Origin of the sequence: Nostoc sp. 'Lobaria pulmonaria (5183) cyanobiont' (genome assembly GCF_002949795.1) — a bacterium.
Lineage (GTDB): Bacteria > Cyanobacteriota > Cyanobacteriia > Cyanobacteriales > Nostocaceae > Nostoc.
Genome location: NZ_CP026692.1, coordinates 6,525,741 through 6,551,393, shown reverse-complemented (window position 1 = coordinate 6,551,393; position 25,653 = coordinate 6,525,741). Strand labels below are relative to the sequence as shown.

The following is a 25,653-nucleotide window of genomic DNA, read 5'->3' as shown; positions in this document are numbered from 1 at the left end:
ATAATATTTAATGAATAATTCCTATGAGAGCTACTTATTCAGATAATTTAACTACGCTAAAAACCAGCAATATGCAATCAGTAACGATCAGCAATCGATTTATACTAGTGATAGTTGCCTTTAGTGTGAGTTTTGGTCTTAGCCTTGTTCCAAGCTGGGATTTTAATAAAGCCTTTCTCACAGGCGTAATTACTGCCATTACTATCCATACAACAGCATTATTCATAGACAAGCGACGCAGAAATTATGAAATGTTTGTTTTAGGTTCTCTCCGCAAGCGAATTAAAGATATGGAGGGATTAAAGGCTCGTGTTGTCAGAGAAATCAATCAAATTGAAGAACATCATAATTTATTATATGCTGAATCACAACATCTGCAAAATCAAGTTATAGAAAGCCGTAGCCAAAGAGATAGTCTACATCGAGAATTAAGAACATTTGCGGCACAAAAGAAGCAATTAGAAACAGAAGTTAGTAGCTTGCAAACTGAAATTAATAATTTGCAAAAAAATCAAACTGAATTGAACAATGCTTTTTCTATTCTCACAGCAGAGAAGCGCCGTTTAGAGTCAAATTGTAATGTATCTCGCGCTGAAATCACCCAATTGCAAAGTCAAATTTCCGAGCTACAACATGAGAAACAAGAAGTTGAAAGTAATTTAACTCTTTTAGGCAGACTCAAACCACAATTAGAAGAAAAATTATACGAACTGCGAATTGCAATTCAAGAGCTAGAAGTTGAGACAACCCAAAATAATCAATTGCTTGTAGCAACGAAAACCGAAAGAGAAAATATCCAAGCTATCCTGAGTTCTTCAAAAACCCAACTAGCAGAATACAAAGCCGAATTACAGCAATTACAAGCACAAGTCTCATTATTGCAAGAAGAACGAGACTCATTACAAAATCAAGTATGGGAATTACTACAACAAGTAGAAACATTTAATTCAGAGCCTTTGTCTGATAATTCCCAAGAAGATGATATTGAGTTGTTTCCATTTTCTGAAATAATTGAATCTTCAGATATCATTGATAATTCGGAAGTTGAAACATCGAAAAATATCTCCGAAGAATGGACTAATTTTCTAGTAAATCTCCCAGGACATGAGTTACAAGTATTAAAAGCTATAGTTGAACAAGATAATCCTAATAGTACTATTAAAAAAATTGCCGAAGCAAATATCACTATGCCAAATTTATTAATCGATTCTATAAATGAACGCGCAAATGATACTATTGGTGAATTAATAATCAATTCTGATTCTGAAAGTCCAAAAGTTTACCCTGAGCATATAACAGATGTCAAAAAAATGATTGCAATGTATGAAGGTTTCATGGCTAGACATACTTCGTCAAATTAAATTGTTATTGCCGTCGTAAGATTTAGTAGTAAGATGATATTCCTTACCTACTTACTGGGTGCTTCTGCGTTTAGAATACAGTGAAGTGTAATACATGGCAAAGCTCAAAATCTCGAAGAAAATCTCCACTGCTTTAATCAATTCTCTTGGTGCGGGGGTAGTACCAAGAGTGGGAGTTGAATATATCGCAGTAGGTCGAGAAAAAGAACTAAAAAGCCTATTACAAAATCTCGATGATATTGCAGAAGGTGTAGCAGCATTTCGTTTTATAATTGGTAACTACGGTTCAGGGAAAAGTTTTATACTGCAACTAATTCGTAATCGAGCGATGGAGCAAGGTTTTGTAGTAGCTGATGCTGATTTCTCTCCTGAACGCCGATTAGCTGGAAGTAACAATGAAGGTGTCGCTACCTATCGAGAATTAATGAGCCACCTAGCAACAAAAACCCGTCCTGATGGTGGTGCTTTAGTCTCAATTTTAGAAGGATGGATTAATAAAATTCAACAAGAAGTGGTTAAAGAAACTGAAATGCGTCCGAATGACGATGGTTTTGATGACCAAGTTGAATCGAAAATTAGGGAAGTAGTTCAGTATATTGAAGATTTAGTTCACGGTTTTGATTTTGGTAGCGTGATTATCGCTTATTGGCGTGGCTACCGATTGGATGATGATAATTTAAAAAATGCAGCGATGCGCTGGTTACGGGGAGAATTTACTACTAAAGTTGAGGCGAAAGCAGCTTTAGGAGTGCGGGTAATTATTGATGATGATAGTTGGTATGACTACATCAAACTGTTTGCGAAATTTGTCGCTGAGATTGGCTATAAAGGACTATTAATCTTAGTTGATGAAGCCGTACATTTATATCAAATATCTACCACCGTTACACGAGAAAAGAATTATAATCGACTCCTCGCAATGTTTAACGACACTATGCAGTGTAAAGCAGAACATCTTGGCATTGTTGTTGGTGGAACAACTAAATTTCTAGAAGATCCCAAACGGGGACTTTTTGCAGACCAAGCTTGGCAAAGACGCACAAAAGAAAGCCGTTTTATTGCCCAAGCTAATGTTCAGGAACATCTAGGGCCAGTGATTCGGCTAAATCCGTTGAGTGAAGCAGAAATTTTGACGCTTTTGCAACGTTTAACTGAGATTCATGCACTCAATTTTGGGTATGAACAGACTTTGACAAATCGTGAGTTGAAGGAGTTTGTGCAAGAAATTATTAATCGTTTGGGTGCAGAAGCATTACTGACACCAGGGGAAATTGTACGAGATTTTATGAGTGTGCTGAATATTCTTCATCAAAATCCAGGAATTACATTTGATGAATTAATTCATGGCTCTAAATTTAAACCTACTGCTATGGGTAAGGATGCAGATGTGGATGAGGATAGCGCAGCAGAATTTAGTTTGTAATTAATAATGAAGACACTGAGCCAGGAGAAAGAATAAGCAGATTGAAAAACCTTTTTTAGAATATTATTTAAATCTTCAGTTTTTTGTTAACTGTTCAAAGTTGGTAAGCTCTTCCATATTTAATTCCAGAGGGTTAAAACGATTAAACTTTGGCAACTTGATGGTACTTTGCTGAGAACTATGGCGACTCATATCGTCATCTGGATGAAGCCATTTCAAATACTAATGAGTAAACCTCTAACAAAAGTCGAAATCTCTCATCAAATTCATCTGTTTTCAGGATTGATTAAAATAGCTTTTGGTTGATTAGCATTAAATAGAGAAGCAGACAATAGAATAATCGGTTTGTTTGTTTGGTTTTCTCCATAATGAACCATTCCGGCAGATTCAACTAAAGAATCTCCCACTGCAAGCTGTATAGTTTTCCCTTTTTGAAGAATCAATTCTGTGCCGTTAGCTTTCGTTACTTTAGCTTCTCCTTCCACAACAGTATAAATTAAAGTTCCCGCCTGTACTCGTTCAATCTGCATTCCCGGATGAGTATGAGTAGGGAGTTTTGCTCTTGGTGCGATGGTATAGCGTACAAGCTCAAGAATCTGCTTTTGATCTTGAGTTGGATAACCACTCGCTAGAACTTCACGGGTAACAGATTGAGTGTAAGTATTAGGTGAGGAGATTTCTTGGCTCTTAACAACTACACTGCCAAAAGCTAGGATAGCTAAGGGGAGAATCAGAGACAGTTTTCTCATATTAAAAGTTTTTTGTTTGGGCAATACCTTTAATTAAATCATTTTGTGTTTAGTTTGTCTAATAAGCATAAGTAGCTTAACTCGCTTTATAAGACGAGCGATCGCACAAACAAAAATCATTCACTAGCACTTTCTGGAAACAACCGATTCAAGTCTAATAATATATCTTCAAATCCCGGAATCGCCACTGACTGATTTGATAGAAAAATCTCCTTGCTGAGATAGCTAAACTTATTTTGAGCATTTTGATATGGCTGGCTATGACGCTCAAGTTTACGAGCCGGTAAATTCACAATCCAATAATAATAAATTCTGGCTTCTCCATACAATGACAACTTGATTGTTTGGTCGTAATCTATGGTTTTATCCGAAATTTCAATTACTAACAAAATATCTTCGGGATAGGGATGATGAGCGAGATAATCTTCATCTCTTCCTCTTGCAATGACAACATCCGGCTCAGGCTCACTCTGATTAGGAAGGGTGATCGGATCTTGTCCACGGATGACTGCTTGATCACCTAAAAGCCGATTCAATTGACGGCATAGGATAGAACTACAAACTATATGAGGTGTTCCCTTTGCTGTCATTTGAATCAGTTCTCCTCGAATTAACTCAATATGATTGGCCTCTGTGAGAAATCCGAGTTCAATCAATTGATGGTATTCAGCGATCGTAAATCGCTTAGGTGTCACAGCATTCATGAGACATCCTTCCAATGGCACTGATTCTACTTTTACTTGTACACTAACAGAGATTAAACTGACTGCGTTGTTTACCGCCGCAGGCATCGCAATAACTTAAGCCGTTGTTACTATAACTGAAGCATTCATAAGTAACCTTAAAGCCGTTGTTACTATAACTGAAGCATTCATAAGTAACCTTAAAGCTGTCGTTACTACAACTGAAGCTGTTGTTATCAATGCTGAAGCCGTTGTTACTACAACTGAAGCATTCATAAGTAACCTTAAAGCCGTTGTTACTACAACTGAAGCTGTTGTTATCAATGCTGAAGCTGTCGTTACCACAGCTTAAGTTGTGGTTATGAACATGAATTTTTGTAAGAAGTCTATTGCAAAGGAGTAGCGATCGCCTCAAATTGCTGCCAACAAAGGTACAATGCACGCGGTACGTGAAAACATCCTTTCCATTTGCCACCTTTAAGGTTTAACAATACTTCTCCACGCCGATTAAGATAGCCAAACCATTCACCGTATTCTGAATCAGCAAAGTGTGACCAGGCGTAATCGTGCATCTTTTGATACCATTCCCAACATAGCTCACGCCCTGTTAGGCGATAGCCCATCGCTAATGCAACCAAAGATTCTAGGTGAACCCACCACAGCTTTTGATCCCATTCCAATTGTTGTGGGGGATGACCATCTGCATCCATAAAGTAATACAATCCGCCATATTCGCTATCCCAAGCAAAATTCAGGATGTTTAACACCACATCAACGGCTTGGTTAATAGTTTTGGTATCGTTTTGGCGACGGGCGATGTCCATGATAAACCACATCGCTTCGATACCGTGGCCTGGATTAATCAGCCGTCCCTCAAAACAATCTATGTGGGAACCGTCAGGGGCAACGTTTTCGTACATTAGTCCCCGTTCTTGGTCGAGAAAATCGGTCATTACTTCGCGGACTGTCTCAGCTAGGACATTCTCTAGTATTTCCTTTGGCAGCAACCATTCCATTTCTAGAGTCAGGTTGGCTAAAATCATCGGTACAGCCAATGATTTCATCGGGCGTGTGCCGGGATAGGTTTTATTATATTTGCCCTTCGGGTTATCTTTGCGGCGTAATACGTTGTTGTAAGCTTGCATCGCTACATCCTTTGCCCATTCTTCGCTGCCAGCGAGTGCATACTGACTAAATGCCATCGCCGCAAAGCAATCAGAAAAGATATTGTAAGGGTGAACCAATGGTTTCCCTTCACGGGTGAGGGCAAAGTACCAGTTACCATCACTATCTCTGCCATGTTGGGCGAGAAAATTAGCGCCGTTGCTGGCAATTTTTAACCAATCTTCGCGCTTTTCTAGCTGGTTGTAAAGCATAGAAAAAGTCCACACCTGGCGGTTTTGCAGCCAGATGAATTTGTCTGTATCATAAATTTTGCCTTCGCGATCGAGGCAGGTGAAATAGCCGCCTTGCTGCCAATCGAGAGAATATTTTTCCCAAAATGGGAGTACGTCGTTGAGGAGGGCGTTTTTGTAAAGTTCAGCGTAGGCGTAGCCCGCCGGAGGCATCGCTTGAAAATTATACTCCATAAATTTCCTCCCCTTTTGTACCAAAACCAACAGCTTAACAGTTATCATATTTTGACTCGAACATGGAGCGACGCCGAATAGCCCGTCGTAGACATCGCGTCAGTCTTTTACAAGATTTAGTCAGCAGTAGGTATACTTCTATCTTGTATCTTGCCGCATTTTCAATAACCGTAGTGTAGTTTTTTAGATATGAGGTTGTTATGAGTCAGATTGAACGAGTTGCGATCGTTGGAGGAAACCACGGTAATGAGTTAACTGGAGTACATCTAGTCAAAAAGTTTCAGCAATATCCTAATTTAATTAACAGAGCAAGTTTTGAAACTCTGGCATTACTTGGCAATCTCAAAGCTATTGAAGAAGGCAAACGATACATTGAGAAAGATTTAAATCGTTGCTTCATGAATCAAGACTTAAAAAATCCCCAACTTTCAAGTTATGAAGAGACGCGGGCAAAAGCAATTCAACAGATATTGCAACCGCCAAATCAGCCCTTTGTGGATGTAATTGTTGATTTGCACAGCACAACTGCCAACATGGGGTTAAGTCTTATTTTTTCTGATATGCATCCTTTTTTACTTCGGTTAGGTGCTTATTTAAGTTCTATCAATCCTTTAGTGAAAGTCTGTATTAATCAGCAATCAAAAGAAGATGGTTATCTGCGTTGTTTGTGCGAATTGGGTTTTGTTATAGAAGTTGGGGCTGTGGCTCAGAATATATTAAACGCCGAATTATTTCAAAAAACAGAACAGCTTATTTATGCAGTTTTAGATTATTTTGAAGGGTGCAACCAGGGGAATGTTCCGCAGACAAGCAACCACCTTACACTTTATAAATACATTAAGACTATCGATTATCCGAGAAGCGATGCCTGCGGCGGGCTGCGCCTACGCGGAGAAATTCAAGCCATGATTCACCCCCAGCTTCAGTTTAGGGATTATGAACCTTTGCATCCAGGCGATCCAATGTTTCTGACTTTTGAAGGAAAAGATATTTTCTATGAGGGAGAGTCTACTGTTTATCCTATTTTTATTAATGAGGCAGCTTACTACGAGAAAGGAATTGCGATGTATTTAAGTCAAAAGCAGGAAGAAATAGTTTAATTTGTTTGCCCTTCTAACCAAGACTGCAAATCAGCCAAAGTAGTAGAATTGTTCTTCAGTTACTTTTATGGAGAATTAATAATAAAATGCTATATTTTTATTCCATAACACCCTTAAACCACAAATCCCAGAACTACATTTAAAGCTGTATGAATAAGTTCCCAGTACTCTGACTCTAGTACACCATCATACTAAAATTTGCTAAACTTATACACTTGGTCTATATAGGCAAATTACAGTAAAGCGTAGACACATATTCCCTTGTAGTCAGACATCGCTTTAGTCGATTTCTTTAGCTATAAAAATTAAGCAAACAAATATTTTTGGTAATTAATATCAATTTTCTGCCCGCAATAACCAAAAGCCGCTATAAGTCATACCAGAATCATCGGGTTGAACTAACAAAAAATGTAATCCTCGGCAATGCTTTTTGCGTTGTTCAAATGCTTGGGCTGCTGTTGTAACTTCTGGATCTTCAAATGTGGCAACAATCCACCTATCCACCAAGCTAGCTTCTAATATTAAGCCATCCGGTGCGCCAGAAATGTAGTTCAAGCTTACAGGACGGGCTTGCTGCAACCATCGTGCTAGGCGCATTGATTGCCGTCCACCATAAATTACTACACCAGGAACAGGGACTGTTGATGCTAAACCCAAATTGATTGGTTTGAAATGTTCTGGGATGTGCAAAATGGGAATGGGGCGATCGCTAAATCTCGTTTCTACATCACTAGCAGCTAGAGTCGCAAAACGCCATTGTTCTCCCCAGAGGTTTTCTGGTAATGGTGCTGGGGGTGGTTTATCCAGCGTTAAGGGATATTGCTTTTCTTGTAACCACTGCTTTAACGCCAAGGTGTGGCGGGTAGGTTCGACATTTATACTCAAATTGCGTCCCGCCGCCTCAATTAAGCTTAGAGACTGAGGACGAAATACCTGAATTACATCTGGCAATTTTTCACCAGCAGCTAGCTCAAGTTGAGTCGCAACCCAATTAGAATTTGCTGTTGACTGGAGACAGGTGGCTTCATATTGAAAGCTGCGAGTTGCGTCACAAATCAACAACTCCCATAAAATTTGTCCAGACGCATCTTGTGAGGGACGACGATAAAAATCAATCTGCCAAATTTTCATAATTATGTGGGCATGGGGCATGGGGCATGGAGGGATGGGAGAGATCGGTGAGAGTTAAAACTGAAAGTTTTAAGTTCAGAGGTTCAACTTCCAAGTTCAGAGGCTCAACTTCCGAGTTCAGAGGTTCAACTTCCAAGTTCAAAGGTTTAACTTCCGAGTTCAGAGGCTCAACTTCCGAGTTCAAAGGTTCAACTTCCGAGTTCAGAGGCTCAACTTCCGAGTTCAGAGGCTCAACTTCCGAGTTCAGAGGCTCAACTTCCGAGTTCAGAGGCTCAACTTCCGAGTTCAGAGGTTCAACTTCCGAGTTCAGAGGCTCAACTTCCGAGTTCAAAGGTTCAACATTCAAGCTCATCTTCCCATGCCCAATGCCCAATGCCCAATGCCCAACACCAATTTATAAAGCCTGAATCCATTCTTTGACTGAATATTCAGTCCATATCCCATTTTTCCAGTAAGGATCGTTTTCAATTAACTGGCGCACAGTGGCTTCGTCTTCGGCTTCGTAAATCCCAAAAACTTTTGTCACATCCTTGGTGGGGCCGATGGTAATCAGCACACCGGATTCTTTCTGTTTTGCTAATCCATCTAAATGAGCTTGACGATAGGGGGCGCGTTTTTCGATAACGTCTTCGCAGTAAGTTCCCCAGATTATATATTTAGGCATAATTGCTTGTTACTCCTACTGGTTAATAAGATATTGCTCTGCCAAGAGCTTGAGCCGATCTCCTTCTAAAATGAGATTGTCAATTGCTTGTTTGATTTCAATGTATGGCTGACGAGATAATTTTTTTTCTCGTTCAATTGCACGTCGAGTTTCTGCCCTCAACCTTCCAGCCCACTTGTGTTTACCAAAAATGTCTAAGCCAACCGACACAACACTATCTGTACCAGATTGACTTGCTTCTTGATTAATATTACGTATATTTGCATTAACCTCCTTTTTGATCGCTCTAAGTTGCTTTTGTAATAGAGAAATTTGCTTAACCTGTAGTTTGACTGATTTAGGACTATCAAACGTGAGAGACATGTGTGATTGCGTCTGCTGAATTTGTTGAATTATTTCCAGCGTGTTCATAATACGCCCCGATCTTGAGTTGAAAATTTTTGGCTAGTCTTTACAGAAGAATATGAGGCAGAGCCTCAAGTAGAGTATTCCCAGGTTGAACCTGGGAACTAGACCAAAAAACTTCTAACTCCTAACTTCTCAAGTTGACGCCGAATTTTTCCACCAAGCCTTCGCGGACTTTATTGTGTACTGGTTCCACTTCTGCCTCAGTAAGGGTACGATCGCTAGCCCGATAAATTAAGCGGAATGCTAAACTCCGCTGTCCTTCGGGGACGTTTTCACCACGATATTCATCAAATAATTCCACCGATTCGAGCAAATCTTTACCCGCTTTGGTAATTACTTTTTCAATTTCGACAACTGAGATTTTCACTGGTGCGAAAAAGGCAATGTCGCGATCGCTAGCTGGATATGTAGAATAAGGCTGGAATGTGGGAACGAGAATTTCATCTTCTCCCAGAGAATCTAAAAGCACATCTAGATCCAATTGAAAAACATAAACGGAATCTGGTAAGCCTTTTTCTCGTCGCAATTGGGGATGGAGTTGCCCAAAAATCCCCAGTCTGTTACCCCGAATCCACAGCGAAGCGGTACGTCCTGGATGTAAGCGCTCGTCGCGGCGATCGGGTTGAAATTCGATTTGCAAGCTAAGTTGCCGAAATACACTTTCTAAAATGCCTTTGGCTTCAAACCAGGTGATCGGTTCTTCGCGTCCACTTTTTGACCATTTGCCAACGGAAATATCCCCTCCCATAATTCCTGCCAGGGCTTCTGTTTCTTGCAAACCGTCTTCTTCTTGCCAAAAAATTTGCCCGATTTCAAAACCGTTAAGGGCACCATTACCCTGCTCTAAATTGTATTGAAAGGCATCAATTAACCCAGAGATCAAATCGGTTCGCAGCGCTGAATATTCGACAAATAAGGGGTTTGACAGTACTATATTTCTGTCTTCTCCTGGTTTGACTAAAGAATAGTGGATTAATTCTGTCAATCCTTCAGCCCGGAGGAAAGCTCGTAATTTGCGAATCAATTCCTCATCTAAAGGCAGATAACCAGCTTCCGCTTTTTCTGGTAAAGTATCGCAGAATTTGTTGTAACCATAGAGACGGGCGATTTCTTCAATTAAATCAATTTCCCGCTCTAAGTCGCGGTAACGATAGGGTGGGACAGAAACTGACCACGTAGGTTGATGGGTGCTATCTTCTCCTGAAGAAGTTAATTGACACCCCAATGCAGTCAGGATGCGCTCAACATCTTGTTTTTGCAGTTCGCCTGTGTCTTCTTCTAATTCGATGGGCCCCAATATCTGATTAACTCGCTCTAAACGCAGGGCGATAGAACGACTCCAAGTAGATGCATCGGGGCGGGTGTCGGCAATTTCTTGCTGGACAATAATTCCACTAGCTAATTCGCTAATTAAGGATAAAGCGCGGCGATTGGCTATTTCCAACTCAGCCCGGTTAACTCCCCGTTCATATCTGCCAGAAGCCTCACTTCTTAACCCTACACTCCGGGAAGAACGGCGAATTGCCACGGAATCAAATAAAGCTGCTTCTAAAACTAGGCTTTGAGTACCTTGATGGACTTCTGTTTCTTCCCCACCCATGACTCCCGCCAGGGCAACGGGTTTGTCATTAGCGGTAATTAACAAATTTTGGGATGCTAGGGTGCGAGTTTGTCCATCTAGGGTTTTGAGGGATTCTCCATTATTGACGAAGCGAACGCCGATAGTTAAATTTTCGCTACCTGCAACAGATTTTAAGCGATCGCCATCAAAAGCGTGCAGTGGTTGTCCCCATTCCAACAAAACATAGTTAGTAATGTCCACCACATTACTAATAGGACGTACCCCAGCCGCCCGCAAACGCTGTTGCAGCCATTCGGGAGATGGAGCAATTTTGATCTGTTCAATTACCGTACCAATGTATGCAGGACAAGCTTGGGTATCGGCAATTTTTAAAGCTAAATTTCCGGCTTTTTTGGGAATAGAGACTTCAGCAGGTTCAAGAATGCTCAACTTTCCCCCAGTTAAAGCTGCTACTTCTCTGGCTACGCCTACCATACTTAGAGCATCAGCGCGATTGGCAGTTGCAGTCAGGTCTAAAATTACATCATCTAAACGTAACAATGGCCGGACATCACTACCCAATGGTAAATTTTCCTGGGTAAAAATATGAATTCCATCTACATCGGTGGGCAAACCGAGTTCCTTTAAAGAACAAATCATGCCCTGAGATGGGACACCACGCAGTTTTGCAGGTTTGATTTTTAAATCAATTTTGGGTAAGTAAGTACCTGTGGTTGCCACTGGGACATAGATATCTGCCTTCACATTGGCAGCGCCACAGACAATATTTAAAGTTTCACCAGTACCGATATCCACTTGGCAAACACTCAATTTATCGGCGTTGGGATGGGGTTGACGCTCAAGCACTTTGCCGATCACCACGCCATTTGCCCAAGTGCGGCGGTCTTCAATCTCTTCAACCTCAAACCCTGCCATTGTCAGGGTTTCGGCTAATTCTTCTGGACTAAGTTTTATCTCTACTAGTTCGCGCAGCCAATTTAGAGAAATACGCATGGAGTGTGCTTGTTTTAGGAATCGTCTTTTGCTCTTATTTTAGGGTGCAAGAAGCGATCGATGGCTACTCGCCCTGCAAGGCTTACCCTTTCACTTGAACAATCCTACTACGTTAGACTGGCAATGTAAAAATAAGTAAATACTGAGAATGTATCTACGCAGGGAAGTAAGACATTATTTTTATTTGGTTTATTTTGAGGTTAAACTACATCCGCCCGGATTTCTCGCTTGTGAAAAATCCGGGTGTTTTGTTTCCGAAAAAAAGCGTGTCAACCCTTTCAGGGAAGTCAAAAGTCAAAAGCCAAAAGTCAAAGGTTGGTTATTTAGTTTCTACTAACAACAATTTTAACAATGTAGTCTTGAAGTGCGATCGTCTGCCCGCTGATTGGGTACGGGGAAACCCTGATCAATTTCACCGAATATTTATCTGAAAGTTGAATTGGTAAAGGATCGCGACCTGGGATTAGGGTTAGCATTAATGTTGAAAGTTGCTGACCATTTTTTATGATGTCTAATCCAATAATAACTTGCCCTTGCGAAATACAAGTGACTTTAGTTGGACACCGAGAATCCTGGATAACTTTTGAAAATTTGATTTCAATATTTTCAGTGGGAAGGTAAGCTGTCTTTCCATATTTCAGATAAAATGGAGTATCTAAAGTAGTTCCAACTTTAGCCATCAATTGTTGATGATTACCTTGAGCAATTGATTGAACTTCTATGTTTGAAGGCTTGATATTTGATAAGAGTCCATAGCTAGGAAGGCAATTTACTCCACCAAGAAATGTTAAGATAACTGCTGCGCTCACTACACTTTTCATTTTTTATACTCCATAGTCACGAATTTTATTATTAGTTGAGCCAGAAAGCAGGCTTATAAATTGTTCTGTTTTCTGCTAGAATGAAGCTTCAAAACACAAAACGCAATTAGCTAACTTTTGTGCGTAAGCGCAGCCCGTCGTAGACATCGCTTCTTGCATAACCATTACAATTGAGAGCCATTTTATTTCTCACGCTTGAGCTAAAATACCATAAAACCAGCAATCTAAATACACAAGATTTTTTCTGATTTGAAAAACTTCAAGAGCGCTTTTCAAAGAATTTGTTGCTTAATTTATCTTGAAGATTGACTCTAGTTTTACTTTCTAGCATTATGACTCCATAGTTGAGCAATTATTACATTATGTAAAAGGGACATTATTTTTTCTCTGTTCTCAACAAGCCCAGTTTTTTGCGATGAGCAATGACCACGATTTCACAAGGCGTAGCCCGTCGTAGACATGGCTTTGAGACTTGGAAAATAAATCAAATGAGAAATGCTGATTTTTTCGTTGGTTCTTAACATTGGTTGCGATCGAGAGTAATTTAGATGTGTTTGCTTTAGCGATCGCAGAACTTAAATCTTTAAAACTCGATAAAATCTCACAAGTAATATTTTCTCACTAAATAGACTACAAAAATTACACTTTACTGTTTTTTGTAGTGTAATTACATTGCATTGTATTGTAGAACTCCAAAGAGGTAAATTTGCCCTGTTTGTGCCGAAAAATCACTGTAGAAACTGCCTCTAAAGCTTTCACAATAAGGATTATCGGACATTTTTCTGAAATCTAGCTCAACAAGATCGAAAGAATAGACAATCCAATCTAAAAAATCGGCAATACAATCGAAATTTTGTTCATTTTAAATGTAAATCTGATTTTGTATACTTTTAATAAATGTAGTGCTTGCTGTTTTTATTAGTATTTTTTATTGAAAATGAAAGTAAAAAAATGCTTTCATTCATGTCGTTGATCTTCCTTTTGATGGAGGAATTTCAGTTTGAGTAATAGGAGTTTAATTCTAATGGCAACTTCTGACAATGGCAATCAAACTGCTGAACCACAAGGTACTAGCAACAACTCAACTGGTAATGGCAATTTTTCTTTCAGTGATGGCAAATGGCAGTCCACCGATGGCAGTAGTTTAGATGGTGGCGGTGGCTTCAGTGGGGCTGCTAGTGGTAGTAATAGCTTCGCTTCCTTCAGTGGTGGTAGCAACCCCTTTGCTGGCGGTAGCAACCCCTTTGCTGGCGGTAGCGCATCTAGTGCTAACAATGCCACTGCTAGCGGGAACCTCCCCGGTAACTTACCATTTGGCAGCACTCCCCCCTCCAAGGAGAGTGGTAGCAACCTACCTAAAACTGGCAACGGTCTACCTGTACCTTATAACAGTGATAACTGGATATCTGATCTTAAAAACTTAGATGGTGCAAATGCCACTAGCAACAGTGGTAAAGGTAACGGTAACTGGTTATATGGTAGTAACAATACAACTGACGGTAATGGTAACTGGTTATATGGTAGTAGCAACACAACCAACGGTAACGGTAACTGGAACTACAGTGATGGCGGCAAAACCGAAGGTAACGGCAACTGGAGCTTTGGTAAAGATAACACAACCTCCGGTAACGGTAACTGGAACTTAGGCAATAACAACGACATATTTGGTAATGCCAATTCACTCCCTGGTAGTAACAACGACATACTAGGTAGTGGCAACACAGCCAGTGTAAGTAACAGCAATCTCCTTGGAAATCGGATTGAAGCCAGTGGTGATGGCAAAACACTCGTTGGTAATGAAGGCTGGAATTTTTCTGTTAGTGGCGAACTAATATCGCTAGGTAGTACTACGCCCAGCAAAGCTATCGGCACTGATATCATCAGTTTAATCAGCAGTCCTGACCTTGTAACATCTGCCACATTAAATCCAGCCTACAACAACCCGAATTATGATTTCTCTGCCATATACTAAAACTTTGTAGCAGACAGAAGCTAGTTTTTGCATTTGGCGGCAGAATTCAAAACCGTTAATTTATGGCATTACCACATCAGTAATAATTGTATCCAGGCGATAATTTATTGCCTTGCTCATTCCATCTTTGGCATCATAAGCTTTAATTACTGTATGTCCACTGCCTCTTAAAAAGCTATTGATTAACTCCAACTGAGAAGGAGCATCTTCAACAACTAAAATTGTTGCCATATTTATCTTCATTAGCTCAAAGTCGTTAGATTTTATGGTTAATTTAAGTCAAATGCATGAAGACTATTTTTAGCAATTCGGCACGAGTAAATGGTTTGGTTAGGTAACCAGAAGCCCCGACTAATTTTGCTTTTACTTTGTCTACAATTCCTTTACTACCAGTGACAAAGATGATGGGAGTATTCTGAAATATAGAATTATTTCGTATAATTCGGCACAATTCATAGCCATCAATTCCTAGCATATTTAAATCCAACAAAATTAAGTCTGGTTTGTGCCTTATAATTGACAAAACGGCTTTCACTGGATCGTTAATAGTCACTACAGAAAAATTCTCATTTTCTAAGAAATAACTAATTTCTTTAAGGATTGTGGGGCTATCATCTACAGAAACAATTTTGTGAACTTTTTGTACTGTTACAGTAGCAGCTGTTACTCTTTGGGAAGCAGGATTTATGTTATTTGATATTGTTGGTTCCTGAAAGTTTTCTGTTGAAGGAGTAGAAATCTGTGGTAATCGCTCAACAGAAACTATTTTCTCTTCAGGAATATTTGGGTAAGAATTTACAGTGGTACTTAATTCTTGTTTGGTGTCAACTAATCCTGAAATCAATTTTGATAAAAGCGGTCGCTCCTCAAAAAGCTTTGGTAATTTATCAAATGGTGGATCGGGTTCATGGAGGATAATCGCACCCTTAAGGATGTAAGGGTATAAATTGCGAGCTAGTTGAATTTCATCTTGATTCAGAATTGCAGCCAGATGACAGAGGCTAAAACCCTTCATGCAGTTAGTTAAATCTGGCTGTAGGTCTGGTAAATCTTGGTTATCAAACTTGTTATTAATCAACAGATATGGACGTTGATATGGAGAAGAAATTTTGGGTACAAAAGCCTGCCAATTCTGTAATTTTACTTGGCAACGGTCGAGAACTTTTTCTACATCTAGCCTGCAAATTTTTGGCATTCTATCAACTGGTTCTGTTAATTCATAAGTACCTTCTTGGATGAGCAAAAATGATTCAATTACCTCTTTAACTAATTCTTGAACCAGCATTGCTGCTTGTGTAGAATGTAGATGTTGTTGACTAACAAGCCAGGATATAGCCTGATACTCAGGAGGGTGGCTACTCGAATTAGTGTCATCTTTGATTAACTGACTGTGTGAGTCAAGTTCAAACATCAGCCGTACTTGCACGCGAACCTCATTAGTAAGGAGTGGAATTTGCTGGCTGAGGCGTCGCAAATGGCGTTCTAGTCGATCAAAAGGTTCCACGGAATGGGTAGCGTAAGTTATTTTGCCCTGTTCTAAGTAAATCGACCAAGAAACTGAGTTACTAAATACTTGTAAACAAGTACTGTCAAAACAATTGGATAATTGTCTTAACAAACTTAGAGGACGTAGTTTGGTGAATGTACCTGAGTAATTCATATTTTTCAAGTTTTTTGCGGAATCAACAACTGAACATTTGTAAATTGAAAATATCAGCTATAAAGTATTCTCTTTTTTGTAATATTTTTCTATCCACAAATTATTTATTTGAAAGTATGTACATATATTAAAAATTGTAAGTTTCCTAAATCATTTGTTACATTTAGCACACTTAACTTAATCTATCTCAAAAAACAAGTAGGTATGAATAAAGGTAAACATCTATCATAGCTAGATTATCAGTCGATGTTGGTTAATTCTGGATTTTACCTACTACTGACAACTCTTGAGTGAAGACCTTAATAATGACGTTTATTTATACCCACTCGCTTCCAGAGGCAAATTTGATTCCAAGTTCGCGCAGTTACACTGGTATAATTCTAGAGTTAACTAGCTTAATTATGGTTAATTACTCTTCCTTAAAGAAACGATTCTTCTACATAAAATCTTTAAAAACTTATCTAGGAAAGTTTACGTATTTATTGTACTGTAGGTTTAATGGATATAACTTTTTGGTAGATACATTACAACAGGTAATGCTGGGTTTTGATAAACTCTTTTTTGCTAAACTAAGCTGTGCTCAAGTTCATCTTAAATATATAGAGTATATAGAGAACTTCATGAAAATAATTTGTTTAATAAAGATTAGAGCATCTACCACTAGATACTATATTCTGTAGTCGCCTCGGCGATTGGATCTATATACTCTGAGCAAAGGAAAATAAAGCTTTGGACTTTAACATAACACAAAAAGTTATGCATGATACATTAAGACTTGATGAAGTAGTAGAATTTGCTGAGAACCCAGAACCACGTTGTCCTTGTGTACTTTTATTAGACACATCTGGGTCGATGCAAGGAGAGCCGATTGAGGCTTTAAATCAAGGTTTACTAAGCTTAAAGGATGAATTAGTCAAAAATTCTTTAGCCGCTAGACGGGTGGAAGTGGCGATCGTCACTTTTGATAGTAATATCAATGTATTACAAGACTTTGTAACTGCCGATCAATTCAATCCGCCTATCTTGACAGCACAGGGCTTGACTACAATGGGTGCGGGAATTCATAAAGCTTTGGACATAATTCAAGAGCGGAAATCTCAGTATCGTGCCAATGGGATTGCTTACTATCGTCCTTGGGTATTTATGATTACCGATGGAGAACCCCAAGGCGAGTTAGAGCATATAGTAGAACAAGCATCCCAGCGCCTACAGGGAGACGAGGCGAACAAGCGGGTAGCATTCTTTACAGTTGGAGTAGAAAATGCGAATATGACGCGTTTAAATCAAATAACTGTACGTACTCCCTTAAAGCTTAAAGGATTAAATTTTATCGAGATGTTTGTCTGGCTGTCAACTAGTATGTCAGCTGTTTCTCATTCCCAAGTAGACGAACAGGTAGCACTACCGCCGATTGGTTGGGGGACTGTTTAATTAAAAATTGCAGCTTGATGTTTACACAGTTAGCTGCTTGAAAAAAATTTATGAACATATCAAAACAGATTGCTCAATGGCGGATTGTGGCTGCGTCTGTATGTGGTACAAGTCACTTAAAAAACAATCAATTATGTCAGGATGCTCATCACTGGCAGATATTGTCAGATAATGTTTTAGTGGCGGCCGCAGCAGATGGCGCGGGTTCTGCTAGCCTTGGTAAAGTGGGAGCGATGGTTGCTGTGGAGACAGCAATAGAAAACATTTCAACCATTGGGCTGACCCGAAAAAGTTTGACTGATGATACATTGGTGCGATCGCTCTTAAATGATGCCATATTCGCCGCCAAAAAAGCTGTGGAAGATGAGGCAGCTACTTGTGAAAAACAACCTCAAGATTTAGCAACTACCTTAATTATGCTGGTTGCCACACCAGAAGTTGTAGCTGTGGTACAGATAGGTGATGGTTTGGCAGTGGCAAAAGATCGTATGGGCAACCTGTTGGCACTGACTATGCCTGACAGTGGTGAATACATCAACGAAACCACTTTTTTAACTTCGCCTAATGCCTTAGATACAGCACAGATGAGATTATGGCGCACAGACATAGTAAACGTTGGTATCATCACCGACGGATTACAAATGTTGGCTTTGAATATGGTTGTTGGCGAACCTCACAAACCATTCTTTTTTCCGCTGTTTGAATTTGTCGCCAATACCGAGGATAAGACAGAAGCGAAGGAGCAGTTAGTAAAATTTTTACGCTCAGAGCGGATTACGCAACGCACTGATGATGATTTGACACTCATTATAGCCGCATTCAACGACTTGTGAGCAATCAATCTACAGGTTTCACATCTTACAATAACTCCCGTTAGCGGTAATTTCATTATGCAGGTACTACGTTGTTCCCCTAAAAAAGAAATCCTCAGCCTCAATGTCAGTTTGGGGCGTGGGGGTGAAGCTTGCGTTTATGCAGTACCATCCGATAGCAATTTGGTGGCGAAGATTTACCACAAGCCAACCACTGCTCATGCTGATAAACTCCAAGCAATGCTTGCCAACCCGCCAGAAAACCCTACAGCTAGTTTAGGGCATATCTCTATCGCTTGGCCAGAGGATTTATTACGGGCGGCAGATGGTAAAAATAGCATCATGGGCTTTTTGATGCCACGTATTCAGGGGATGCGTCCAATCATCGACTTTTATAACCCCAGAACCCGTCGGCAACACTGCCCCCTATTCAACTATCAGTACCTGCTCCGCACGGCTCGTAACCTGGCGGCGGCTTTTGCAGCTTTGCACGCTAGTGGATATTGCATTGGTGATGTGAACGAATCCAATATTCTCGTCAGCGATACGGCATTGGTGACTTTGATAGACACAGACTCTTTCCAAGTAACCGACTCAAACAACAAAGTTGTTTATCGCTGTCCAGTGGGTAAACCAGAGTTTACTCCACCAGAACTACAAAATAAAACTTTTGCCCAGCACGATCGCGAAATCTCTCACGATTTATTTGGGTTGGCGGTGCTAGTATTTCAACTCTTAATGGAAGGCACCCACCCATTTTCGGGGATTTTTCAAGGTGCGATTGAGCCACCACCTTACGAAGCACGCATTGCATCGGGTCATTTCACTTACAGCGAAAAGCGTTACGTACCCTACCTGCCGACACCCATTGCACCCCCTTGGGAAATTCTCCATCCCAGCTTACAAGAACTATTTGTCCGTTGTTTTGAAGAGGGTCACAACAATCCACAACTGCGCCCCAGTGCCCAGACTTGGCTCTCGGCAATCGCTGAAGCCGAAGATTCCCTGATTACCTGCACGACAAATCCCCAGCATCGCTACAACAACCACATGCGTAGCTGTCCCTGGTGCGAACGTACCGTGCGATTAGGCGGACGCGACCCCTTTCCATCACATCGGGCTATAGAAGCTAGAGAACATCTCCAACCGCGAATCAAAGCTAAAAAACGCTACACTCAGACACCGCATTTTCCCCAGCGAGCCATGTCACCGCAGCAGCTAGTTAATTACTGGCAGCCAATAATGACTCCCAGCGGTTCATATAAACCTGCCAAAAAGTCAAAGTTGTACCCGATTATTTTTTGTTTGCTGGGTTTTGGTTTATTGGGATATGCAGACGTAATGATTAAATTTACTCAGCCGTTGGTTTCCCAAAATGCTTACACCCAACAAACAATCAAGTCTCCTAAGCCAAATAATAAACTCAGCTTCGCTGATTCTTATCAGCAAGGTTATATTGCTTATAAAGAGCGAGACTATGACAAAGCAATTGTCAACTTTAGCGAAGCAATTGAACAAGAACCGACACATGCTAGAGCAATTGTAAATCGTGGTAATGCTCGCTATAACCTGAAAGACTACGAAGGAGCAGTTACAGATTATAGCCAAGCTCTGAAAATCAATCCCAATCAAATCAAAGCTCTGGTAAATCGGGGCAATGCCCGCTATATGCTCGCCGAATATAGCAACGATCCCGATAAAGAATATAATCTAGCGATCGCTGACTATAATCGAGCCATCGGTCTGGATAATAATGAAATTGAAGCTTATGTCAGACGGGGGATTGTCCGCGCTCAAATGGCTAAATATAGTGGTGAATCTCAACAAGCTTACAAAAAAGCGATCGCAGATTTTACTCAAGCAATAAAACTTAATGTCTCCAAAGCCGAAGCTTACTTCCAGCGGGGCGTTGTCTATTATCAAATTGCTCAATATAGCAGCAATTATCAGCAAGAATATAATCAAGCGATCGCTGACTTTAACCAAGCATTAATTCTAAGCCCCAAATTAGCAAAAGCATATCTCAAACGAGGTATGGTTCGCTATGAACTGGCACAATATGGTGGTAGTGAAGCTAACAAAAACCAGACAAAAGCTGTCGAAGATATACAGGCATCTGCCAAAATATTTCTTGAGCAAGATGACATGGATAATTATCAGCAAGCACTTAGCAATATGTGCGTAGTTGTAGAAAACAAATGTGACCCTTTATTCCAAGGTTCAATTAATGGGGAGAAAACTAACTAGAAACAAGTAACTTTTCTGACTAGCATATTATTGGTTTTGATTTCAAAAATCAAGCCTGACTAGGGTTAGCTGGCGCTAACCCTAGTTATTTTATAGGTGATATTTTTATTTATTTCATTGAGTAATTTCTTTTTGTATTTATAGATATTCATAGAGCTTTTATATAGAAAAGATTTTAATTTATCTTACCTTTATAATTTCATCGGAAATTACAGTTAGATTATTGACGGAGAAACAGAAATCAGAAATACATTTTTCTCCCTTTAAGTGCATCCTCTTCATCTCGAAAAAGTCAAATAATCATATCCCTACGAATCTCCGAGGTAATTGCATGAAAGCGGTGATTTTGGCTGGAGGTCTTGGTACACGCCTCAGTGAAGAAACCAGTATTAGACCTAAGCCGATGGTTGAGATTGGTGGTAAGCCAATTCTCTGGCACATAATGAAAACATACTCTGCCCACGGCATTAATGACTTCATCATTTGTTGCGGTTACAAAGGTTACATAATTAAAGAGTATTTTGCTAATTACTTCTTACACATGTCAGATGTTACCTTTGACATGCGCTTTAACCAGATGAACGTGCATTCTGGTTATGCAGAACCCTGGCGTGTCACTTTAGTAAATACGGGTGATAATACAATGACAGGCGGACGTTTAAAGCGAATCAGCGAACATCTTGGTAACGAGACTTTTTGCTTTACTTATGGCGATGGTGTCAGTAATATTAATATCACCGAGCTAATTAAGTTTCACAAAGAACAAAATAGCTTAGGAACACTTACTGCTGTTCAACCAGCCGGACGTTTTGGTGCTATTTCTTTAGGATATGAGCAAACCAAAATCACTAGCTTTCGAGAAAAACCGGAAGGTGATGGAGCTTGGATTAATGGTGGTTATTTTGTGTTAGAACCAGAAGTAATCAACTTAATTGCTGATGACTTTACGGTATGGGAGCAAGAGCCATTAGAAAAGCTAGCTGATATGGAACAGCTATCTGCTTTTAAACATGATGGGTTTTGGCAACCGATGGACACTTTACGTGATAAAAACTATCTCGAAGGGCTGTGGAAAAACAATCAGGCTCCTTGGAAGGCATGGTAGCCGCTAGGCGGAAGTCAAAAGTCACGCATTCAAAAGTCAAAAGAACTTTATTTCGGGCTTTTGTTTTGATATTTTATGATATGGCATGTTGGCTTCCGTCTTAATGTACTAGATTGTAACTCCAAAAAACACTTATTTACTCTGGCTCTTAGCTACAATAATACTAATGTATGATTTTGCGATTATAGGTGGGGGAATAGTTGGACTCTCGACAGCGTTGGCTTTAGGAAAACGCTATCCCAATGCGCGTATTTTAGTACTAGAAAAAGAGAGCCAATGGGCATTTCACCAAACTGGCAATAATAGCGGAGTGATTCATTCTGGTATTTACTACAAGCCAGGGAGTTTCAAAGCTAAATTTTGTCGTAATGGTTCTCGTTCAATGGTAGAATTCTGCCAAGAGCATGAAATTGACCATGAAGTTTGTGGTAAGGTAATTGTTGCAACTGAAGAACAAGAGCTACCACGCTTAGAAAATCTCTACCAACGCGGCTTAGACAATGGCATAAATGTCCAGAGAATTAGCCCCGAAGAAGTCAAGGAAATTGAACCTCATGTAAGATGTGTAGGTGGAATTCGGGTATCCTCTACTGGTATTGTTAATTACAAGCAAGTTTGTTTGAAATATGCCCAGCTTATTCAACAGCAGGGTGGAGATTTACACCTGAATACAAAAGTCCTGAAAATCTCTCCAAGTGGTAAAAATCAGGTACTGCAAACAAACAATGGTAACTTTGAAACCCGCTTTGTAATTAATTGTACTGGATTGCATAGCGATCGCACCGCCAAACTAGGTCAAGTTGAACCCCAAGCTAAAATTGTCCCATTCCGGGGAGAATACTACGAACTCACCCCAGAAAAACGCTATCTGGTCAAGACACTAATTTACCCAGTTCCCAATCCAGATTTCCCCTTCCTGGGTGTCCACTTTACTCGGATGATTGATGGTAGCGTCCATGCAGGGCCAAATGCGGTTCTATCCCTCAAACGCGAAGGTTACAAAAAAACCGACTTTGACTTACAGGATTTTCTGGAAGTCATCACCTATCCCGGTTTCTGGAAATTAGCAGCTAAACACGCTGATGAAGGCATCCAAGAAATCATTCGTTCTTTTAGCAAAGCAGCCTTCACCAGAAGTTTACAAAAACTAATTCCCGAAGTGCAAGCAGAAGACTTAGTTCCCACCCATGCAGGAGTCCGCGCTCAAGCCTTAATGAACGATGGCAAGCTTGTAGACGACTTTTTGATTGTTTCTGGTCAAAACTCTATTCATGTTTGCAATGCTCCTTCTCCTGCTGCTACATCTTCTCTAGAAATTGGCAAAGCGCTTGTGGCAAAAATTCCCCAACTTTCGCATCTAGAGAGTGTAGTAACTGCATAGATAGCATAGTTGTTATTTCCGGGACTGCTGAATTAAGGGATGAATCTTGTATAGTGGGCATCTTTGCCTGCCTGAAAATACAAGGGACAGGTAAGACACCCATCCCACAAGAATAAAAGTGTCATGCATCAATTAAGAACCGCTATAGAGGGCTGCTACCCAATGGGTAAGCCTGCAAAGGTTTTAGTAACTACATAATCACTGTTAGCCAAGTCATATATAGTGCTTCTGGGTTGAGTCCAATGACTAAAGAAAAGGGAGTAAGATTCAAAGCCTTTCTCCTAAGAGGAGAGAAGTCAAGTTATTGCATACAAACGAAAAATATAGCGGTTCCCTTCTAGATAGATGCAACACACTCTAGGGCGTACATCTGTGCATCCAGCTAAATGAAGAATTTAACTCATCAACACAATACAAAGGAATTAACCACAATGAAAATATTAGTAACTGGAACAGAAGGCTATCTAGGTTCGTTATTACCGCCTCTGTTAATCGAACGAGGACATGAAGTTATTGGTCTAGATACTGGTTTCTATAAAGTTGGTTGGCTGTACAACCCTAGTGGAGTCACACCCAAAACCCTAAATAAAGATATCCGCAACATTACTCCTGATGATTTGGAAGGTATTGAAGCCATAGTTCACATGGCGGAACTCTCCAACGACCCAGCCGGACAATTAGCGCCCAATATTACTTACGAAATTAATCATGTAGGTTCAGTTCGTCTGGCTAGTTTGGCTAAGGCTATGGGTGTGCGTCGCTTCGTATATATGTCTTCGTGCAGTGTCTACGGTGTTGCTACCGCAGGTGATGTCACAGAAGAATCCGCAGTTAATCCCCAAACAGCCTACGCAGAATGTAAAACTCTCGTAGAAAGAGATGTCAGACCACTCGCTGACGATGACTTCTCTCCCACCTTTATGCGGAATGCGACAGCCTTTGGTGCTTCTCCCAGAATGCGCTTCGATATTGTTTTAAACAACTTAGCAGGGTTGGCATGGACTAGCAAAGAAATCAAAATGATTAGTGATGGTACACCCTGGCGGCCATTAGTCCACGCATTGGATATTTGCAAAGCAATAATTTGCACCTTAGAAGCACCACGAGACATTGTACATAACCAAATCTTCAACGTGGGAGATACAGCAAATAACTATCGCGTTAAAGAAATCGCGGAAATTATTGCTGATGTTTTCCCAGATTGTAAATTATCCTTTGGTGACAACGGCGCAGATAACCGCAGCTATCGCGTATCTTTCGAGAAAATCAACACAATCCTACCCGGATTTAAATGTGATTGGAATGCCCGACTTGGTGCCCAGCAGCTATTTGATTTATTCAGTCAAATACACATGGCTGAAGATACTTTCTTGTTTAGAGGATTTACTCGCTTAAAACAGCTAGAGTATCTAATTCGGACAGAGCAGATTGACAAAGATTTCTTCTGGAATAAAAAGTAGCTAAACTCGTCTAGCAGTAACGGAAAAATAATCTAAGCTTCCGAATCAAATAGTGTTGATTCGGGCTTATTCCATACATAAAATTATTTGCAAATCACTATATGAATAAATTACTGACTATCGCAATTCCTACATTCAATCGTGCCCATATTTTAGAGAAACAGCTTACTTGGTTAGCCAAATCTATTAAAGGCTTTGAGTCTGAATGTGAAATATTTATTTCTGATAATTGTTCTACAGATAATACTCAAGAAGTTATTAAAAAGTGGCAACTAATTCTTAGTAATGTCACATTTACATCAAACATCAATAGTGAAAACATCGGGGTCATGGGTAATATTGCTTGTTGCTTAAAAGCCCCAAATAGTAAATATGTTTGGACAATTGGTGATGACGATCCAATTCAAGAGAGAACCCTAGATTATGTATTAACAACACTAAAAACATATTCAGATTTAGCACTAATGTTTTTAAATTTCTCTGGTCGTCAAAAACGAACAGGTCAACTTGTTGTAGAACGCTGGTTGAATAGTGATAACAACGAACTAAAAGTTGATGGCAAAGCTGTATTTCAAAGTTACCTGAATGAAAATTTTGGTGGTGTACTTTTTATATCAGCAGCAATTTATCGTACAAATTTAGTACAACACGCTTTACAAAAATGGCCGTCTGCTACTAATAATTGGGCGTCTCAAGCATATTGGACTGCATTTTGCGCTGCTCATGGAAGTGTCATCGTCACTAAAGACACTTATTTAGAATGTACTATGGGTGCTAGTCTTTTGGATCTTGACCCAACATGGAACTTTAGAATGCGATATGCATACATACCTGAAGTTTATATAAAACTACTAAAGGTAGGATATCCTCAGAAATTTTGTCAGGAAATGATTTGGCAAAATTTCCATCAAAAAACTGACTTAAAAATCCTATTAGGTGCTTTAAAACGTTGGCCTTTCTTGACAATCAAAATATTTATTCCTTACCTACGTTTGTTAAGTATATCAGCTTGGGCAATTCTTTTTCCACCCAAACAGCTAGAGACTAGCCTGTAACCATTAATATATCAATTTATTGACTA

23 protein-coding genes are annotated in these 25,653 nt (G+C 39.9%); 11 read left to right on the top strand and 12 right to left on the bottom strand.

Going from position 1 to position 25,653, the window contains the following annotated elements; all coding sequences use genetic code 11:
* The first annotated feature begins 71 nt into the window (after positions 1-71).
* Positions 72-1,361 (top strand): tellurite resistance TerB C-terminal domain-containing protein, encoded by a 1,290-nt coding sequence (locus tag NLP_RS29080; protein ID WP_104910089.1) that lies wholly within the window; start codon positions 72-74, stop codon positions 1,359-1,361.
* Positions 1,362-1,455: 94 nt separating this feature from the next.
* A complete protein-coding gene (locus NLP_RS29075) occupies positions 1,456-2,784 on the top strand; it encodes an ATP-binding protein (RefSeq protein WP_104909351.1) in 1,329 nt (442 codons plus the stop codon).
* Positions 2,785-3,050: 266 nt separating this feature from the next.
* Here the strand turns inward: NLP_RS29075 and NLP_RS29070 are convergent, their stop codons facing one another.
* From NLP_RS29070 to NLP_RS29060, 4 genes are all read right to left on the bottom strand, one after another.
* Entirely contained in the window at positions 3,051-3,533 is a 483-nt protein-coding gene (locus NLP_RS29070) for a cupin domain-containing protein (RefSeq protein ID WP_104909350.1), read from the bottom strand.
* Between the two features lie 116 nt (positions 3,534-3,649).
* Positions 3,650-4,237: a Uma2 family endonuclease gene (locus NLP_RS29065; protein ID WP_104910088.1), complete on the bottom strand. Its 588-nt coding sequence runs from the start codon at positions 4,235-4,237 to the stop codon at positions 3,650-3,652.
* A gap of 96 nt (positions 4,238-4,333) precedes the next feature.
* On the bottom strand, positions 4,334-4,561 hold the full coding sequence (locus NLP_RS33745; protein ID WP_158680573.1) for a hypothetical protein: 228 nt from the start codon (positions 4,559-4,561) through the stop codon (positions 4,334-4,336).
* A gap of 41 nt (positions 4,562-4,602) precedes the next feature.
* Positions 4,603-5,805 (bottom strand): AGE family epimerase/isomerase, encoded by a 1,203-nt coding sequence (locus NLP_RS29060; RefSeq protein WP_104909349.1) that lies wholly within the window; start codon positions 5,803-5,805, stop codon positions 4,603-4,605.
* A 200-nt stretch (positions 5,806-6,005) separates the two neighbouring features.
* Between NLP_RS29060 and NLP_RS29055 the strand changes: the two genes are divergently transcribed.
* A complete protein-coding gene (locus tag NLP_RS29055) occupies positions 6,006-6,905 on the top strand; it encodes an aspartoacylase (RefSeq protein WP_104909348.1) in 900 nt (299 codons plus the stop codon).
* 336 nt (positions 6,906-7,241) lie between these two features.
* On the opposite strand, the gene NLP_RS29045 is transcribed toward NLP_RS29055, so the two are convergent.
* The 6 genes from NLP_RS29045 to NLP_RS29020 all read right to left on the bottom strand — a co-directional run bounded on the left by NLP_RS29045 (position 7,242) and on the right by NLP_RS29020 (position 12,504).
* Positions 7,242-8,036: a Tab2/Atab2 family RNA-binding protein gene (locus tag NLP_RS29045; protein WP_199784717.1), complete on the bottom strand. Its 795-nt coding sequence runs from the start codon at positions 8,034-8,036 to the stop codon at positions 7,242-7,244.
* Positions 8,017-8,388, bottom strand: coding sequence for a hypothetical protein (locus NLP_RS29040; RefSeq protein WP_158680571.1), 372 nt, complete (start codon positions 8,386-8,388; stop codon positions 8,017-8,019). The genes NLP_RS29045 and NLP_RS29040 overlap by 20 nt, the downstream gene beginning before the upstream one ends.
* A gap of 42 nt (positions 8,389-8,430) precedes the next feature.
* The gene (locus NLP_RS29035; RefSeq protein ID WP_104909347.1) at positions 8,431-8,700 is read right to left on the bottom strand and encodes a YciI family protein; all 270 of its coding nucleotides are present in this window, start codon (positions 8,698-8,700) and stop codon (positions 8,431-8,433) included.
* A gap of 15 nt (positions 8,701-8,715) precedes the next feature.
* On the bottom strand, positions 8,716-9,111 hold the full coding sequence (locus NLP_RS29030; protein ID WP_104909346.1) for a hypothetical protein: 396 nt from the start codon (positions 9,109-9,111) through the stop codon (positions 8,716-8,718).
* Between the two features lie 121 nt (positions 9,112-9,232).
* On the bottom strand, positions 9,233-11,683 hold the full coding sequence (gene pheT / locus NLP_RS29025) for a phenylalanine--tRNA ligase subunit beta (protein WP_104909345.1): 2,451 nt from the start codon (positions 11,681-11,683) through the stop codon (positions 9,233-9,235).
* 323 nt (positions 11,684-12,006) lie between these two features.
* Entirely contained in the window at positions 12,007-12,504 is a 498-nt protein-coding gene (locus NLP_RS29020; protein WP_104909344.1) for a hypothetical protein, read from the bottom strand.
* Between the two features lie 1,024 nt (positions 12,505-13,528).
* Here NLP_RS29020 and NLP_RS29015 point away from each other — a divergent pair.
* On the top strand, positions 13,529-14,476 hold the full coding sequence (locus NLP_RS29015) for a hypothetical protein (RefSeq protein WP_104909343.1): 948 nt from the start codon (positions 13,529-13,531) through the stop codon (positions 14,474-14,476).
* Between the two features lie 60 nt (positions 14,477-14,536).
* Here NLP_RS29015 and NLP_RS29010 read toward each other — a convergent pair whose 3' ends face one another.
* Together NLP_RS29010 and NLP_RS29005 are read right to left on the bottom strand one after the other, a co-directional pair.
* On the bottom strand, positions 14,537-14,707 hold the full coding sequence (locus NLP_RS29010) for a response regulator (RefSeq protein WP_234017109.1): 171 nt from the start codon (positions 14,705-14,707) through the stop codon (positions 14,537-14,539).
* A gap of 43 nt (positions 14,708-14,750) precedes the next feature.
* Positions 14,751-16,136 (bottom strand): response regulator, encoded by a 1,386-nt coding sequence (locus NLP_RS29005; RefSeq protein ID WP_104909342.1) that lies wholly within the window; start codon positions 16,134-16,136, stop codon positions 14,751-14,753.
* A 756-nt stretch (positions 16,137-16,892) separates the two neighbouring features.
* On the opposite strand from NLP_RS29005, the gene NLP_RS29000 reads away from it, so the two are divergent.
* The 7 genes from NLP_RS29000 to NLP_RS28970 all read left to right on the top strand — a co-directional run bounded on the left by NLP_RS29000 (position 16,893) and on the right by NLP_RS28970 (position 25,627).
* On the top strand, positions 16,893-17,567 hold the full coding sequence (locus tag NLP_RS29000) for a vWA domain-containing protein (RefSeq protein WP_104909341.1): 675 nt from the start codon (positions 16,893-16,895) through the stop codon (positions 17,565-17,567).
* Between the two features lie 50 nt (positions 17,568-17,617).
* Positions 17,618-18,400, top strand: a complete 783-nt coding sequence (locus NLP_RS28995; protein ID WP_104909340.1) for a PP2C family serine/threonine-protein phosphatase — start codon at positions 17,618-17,620, stop codon at positions 18,398-18,400.
* Between the two features lie 57 nt (positions 18,401-18,457).
* A complete protein-coding gene (locus tag NLP_RS28990) occupies positions 18,458-20,626 on the top strand; it encodes a tetratricopeptide repeat protein (RefSeq protein ID WP_104909339.1) in 2,169 nt (722 codons plus the stop codon).
* 331 nt (positions 20,627-20,957) lie between these two features.
* On the top strand, positions 20,958-21,731 hold the full coding sequence (gene rfbF / locus NLP_RS28985; protein ID WP_104909338.1) for a glucose-1-phosphate cytidylyltransferase: 774 nt from the start codon (positions 20,958-20,960) through the stop codon (positions 21,729-21,731).
* A gap of 166 nt (positions 21,732-21,897) precedes the next feature.
* Positions 21,898-23,112, top strand: a complete 1,215-nt coding sequence (gene lhgO / locus NLP_RS28980) for an L-2-hydroxyglutarate oxidase (RefSeq protein ID WP_104909337.1) — start codon at positions 21,898-21,900, stop codon at positions 23,110-23,112.
* A 431-nt stretch (positions 23,113-23,543) separates the two neighbouring features.
* Positions 23,544-24,572, top strand: a complete 1,029-nt coding sequence (locus NLP_RS28975) for an NAD-dependent epimerase/dehydratase family protein (RefSeq protein WP_104910086.1) — start codon at positions 23,544-23,546, stop codon at positions 24,570-24,572.
* Positions 24,573-24,673: 101 nt separating this feature from the next.
* Positions 24,674-25,627 (top strand): glycosyltransferase family 2 protein, encoded by a 954-nt coding sequence (locus tag NLP_RS28970; protein WP_104909336.1) that lies wholly within the window; start codon positions 24,674-24,676, stop codon positions 25,625-25,627.
* Positions 25,628-25,653 lie beyond the last annotated feature (26 nt).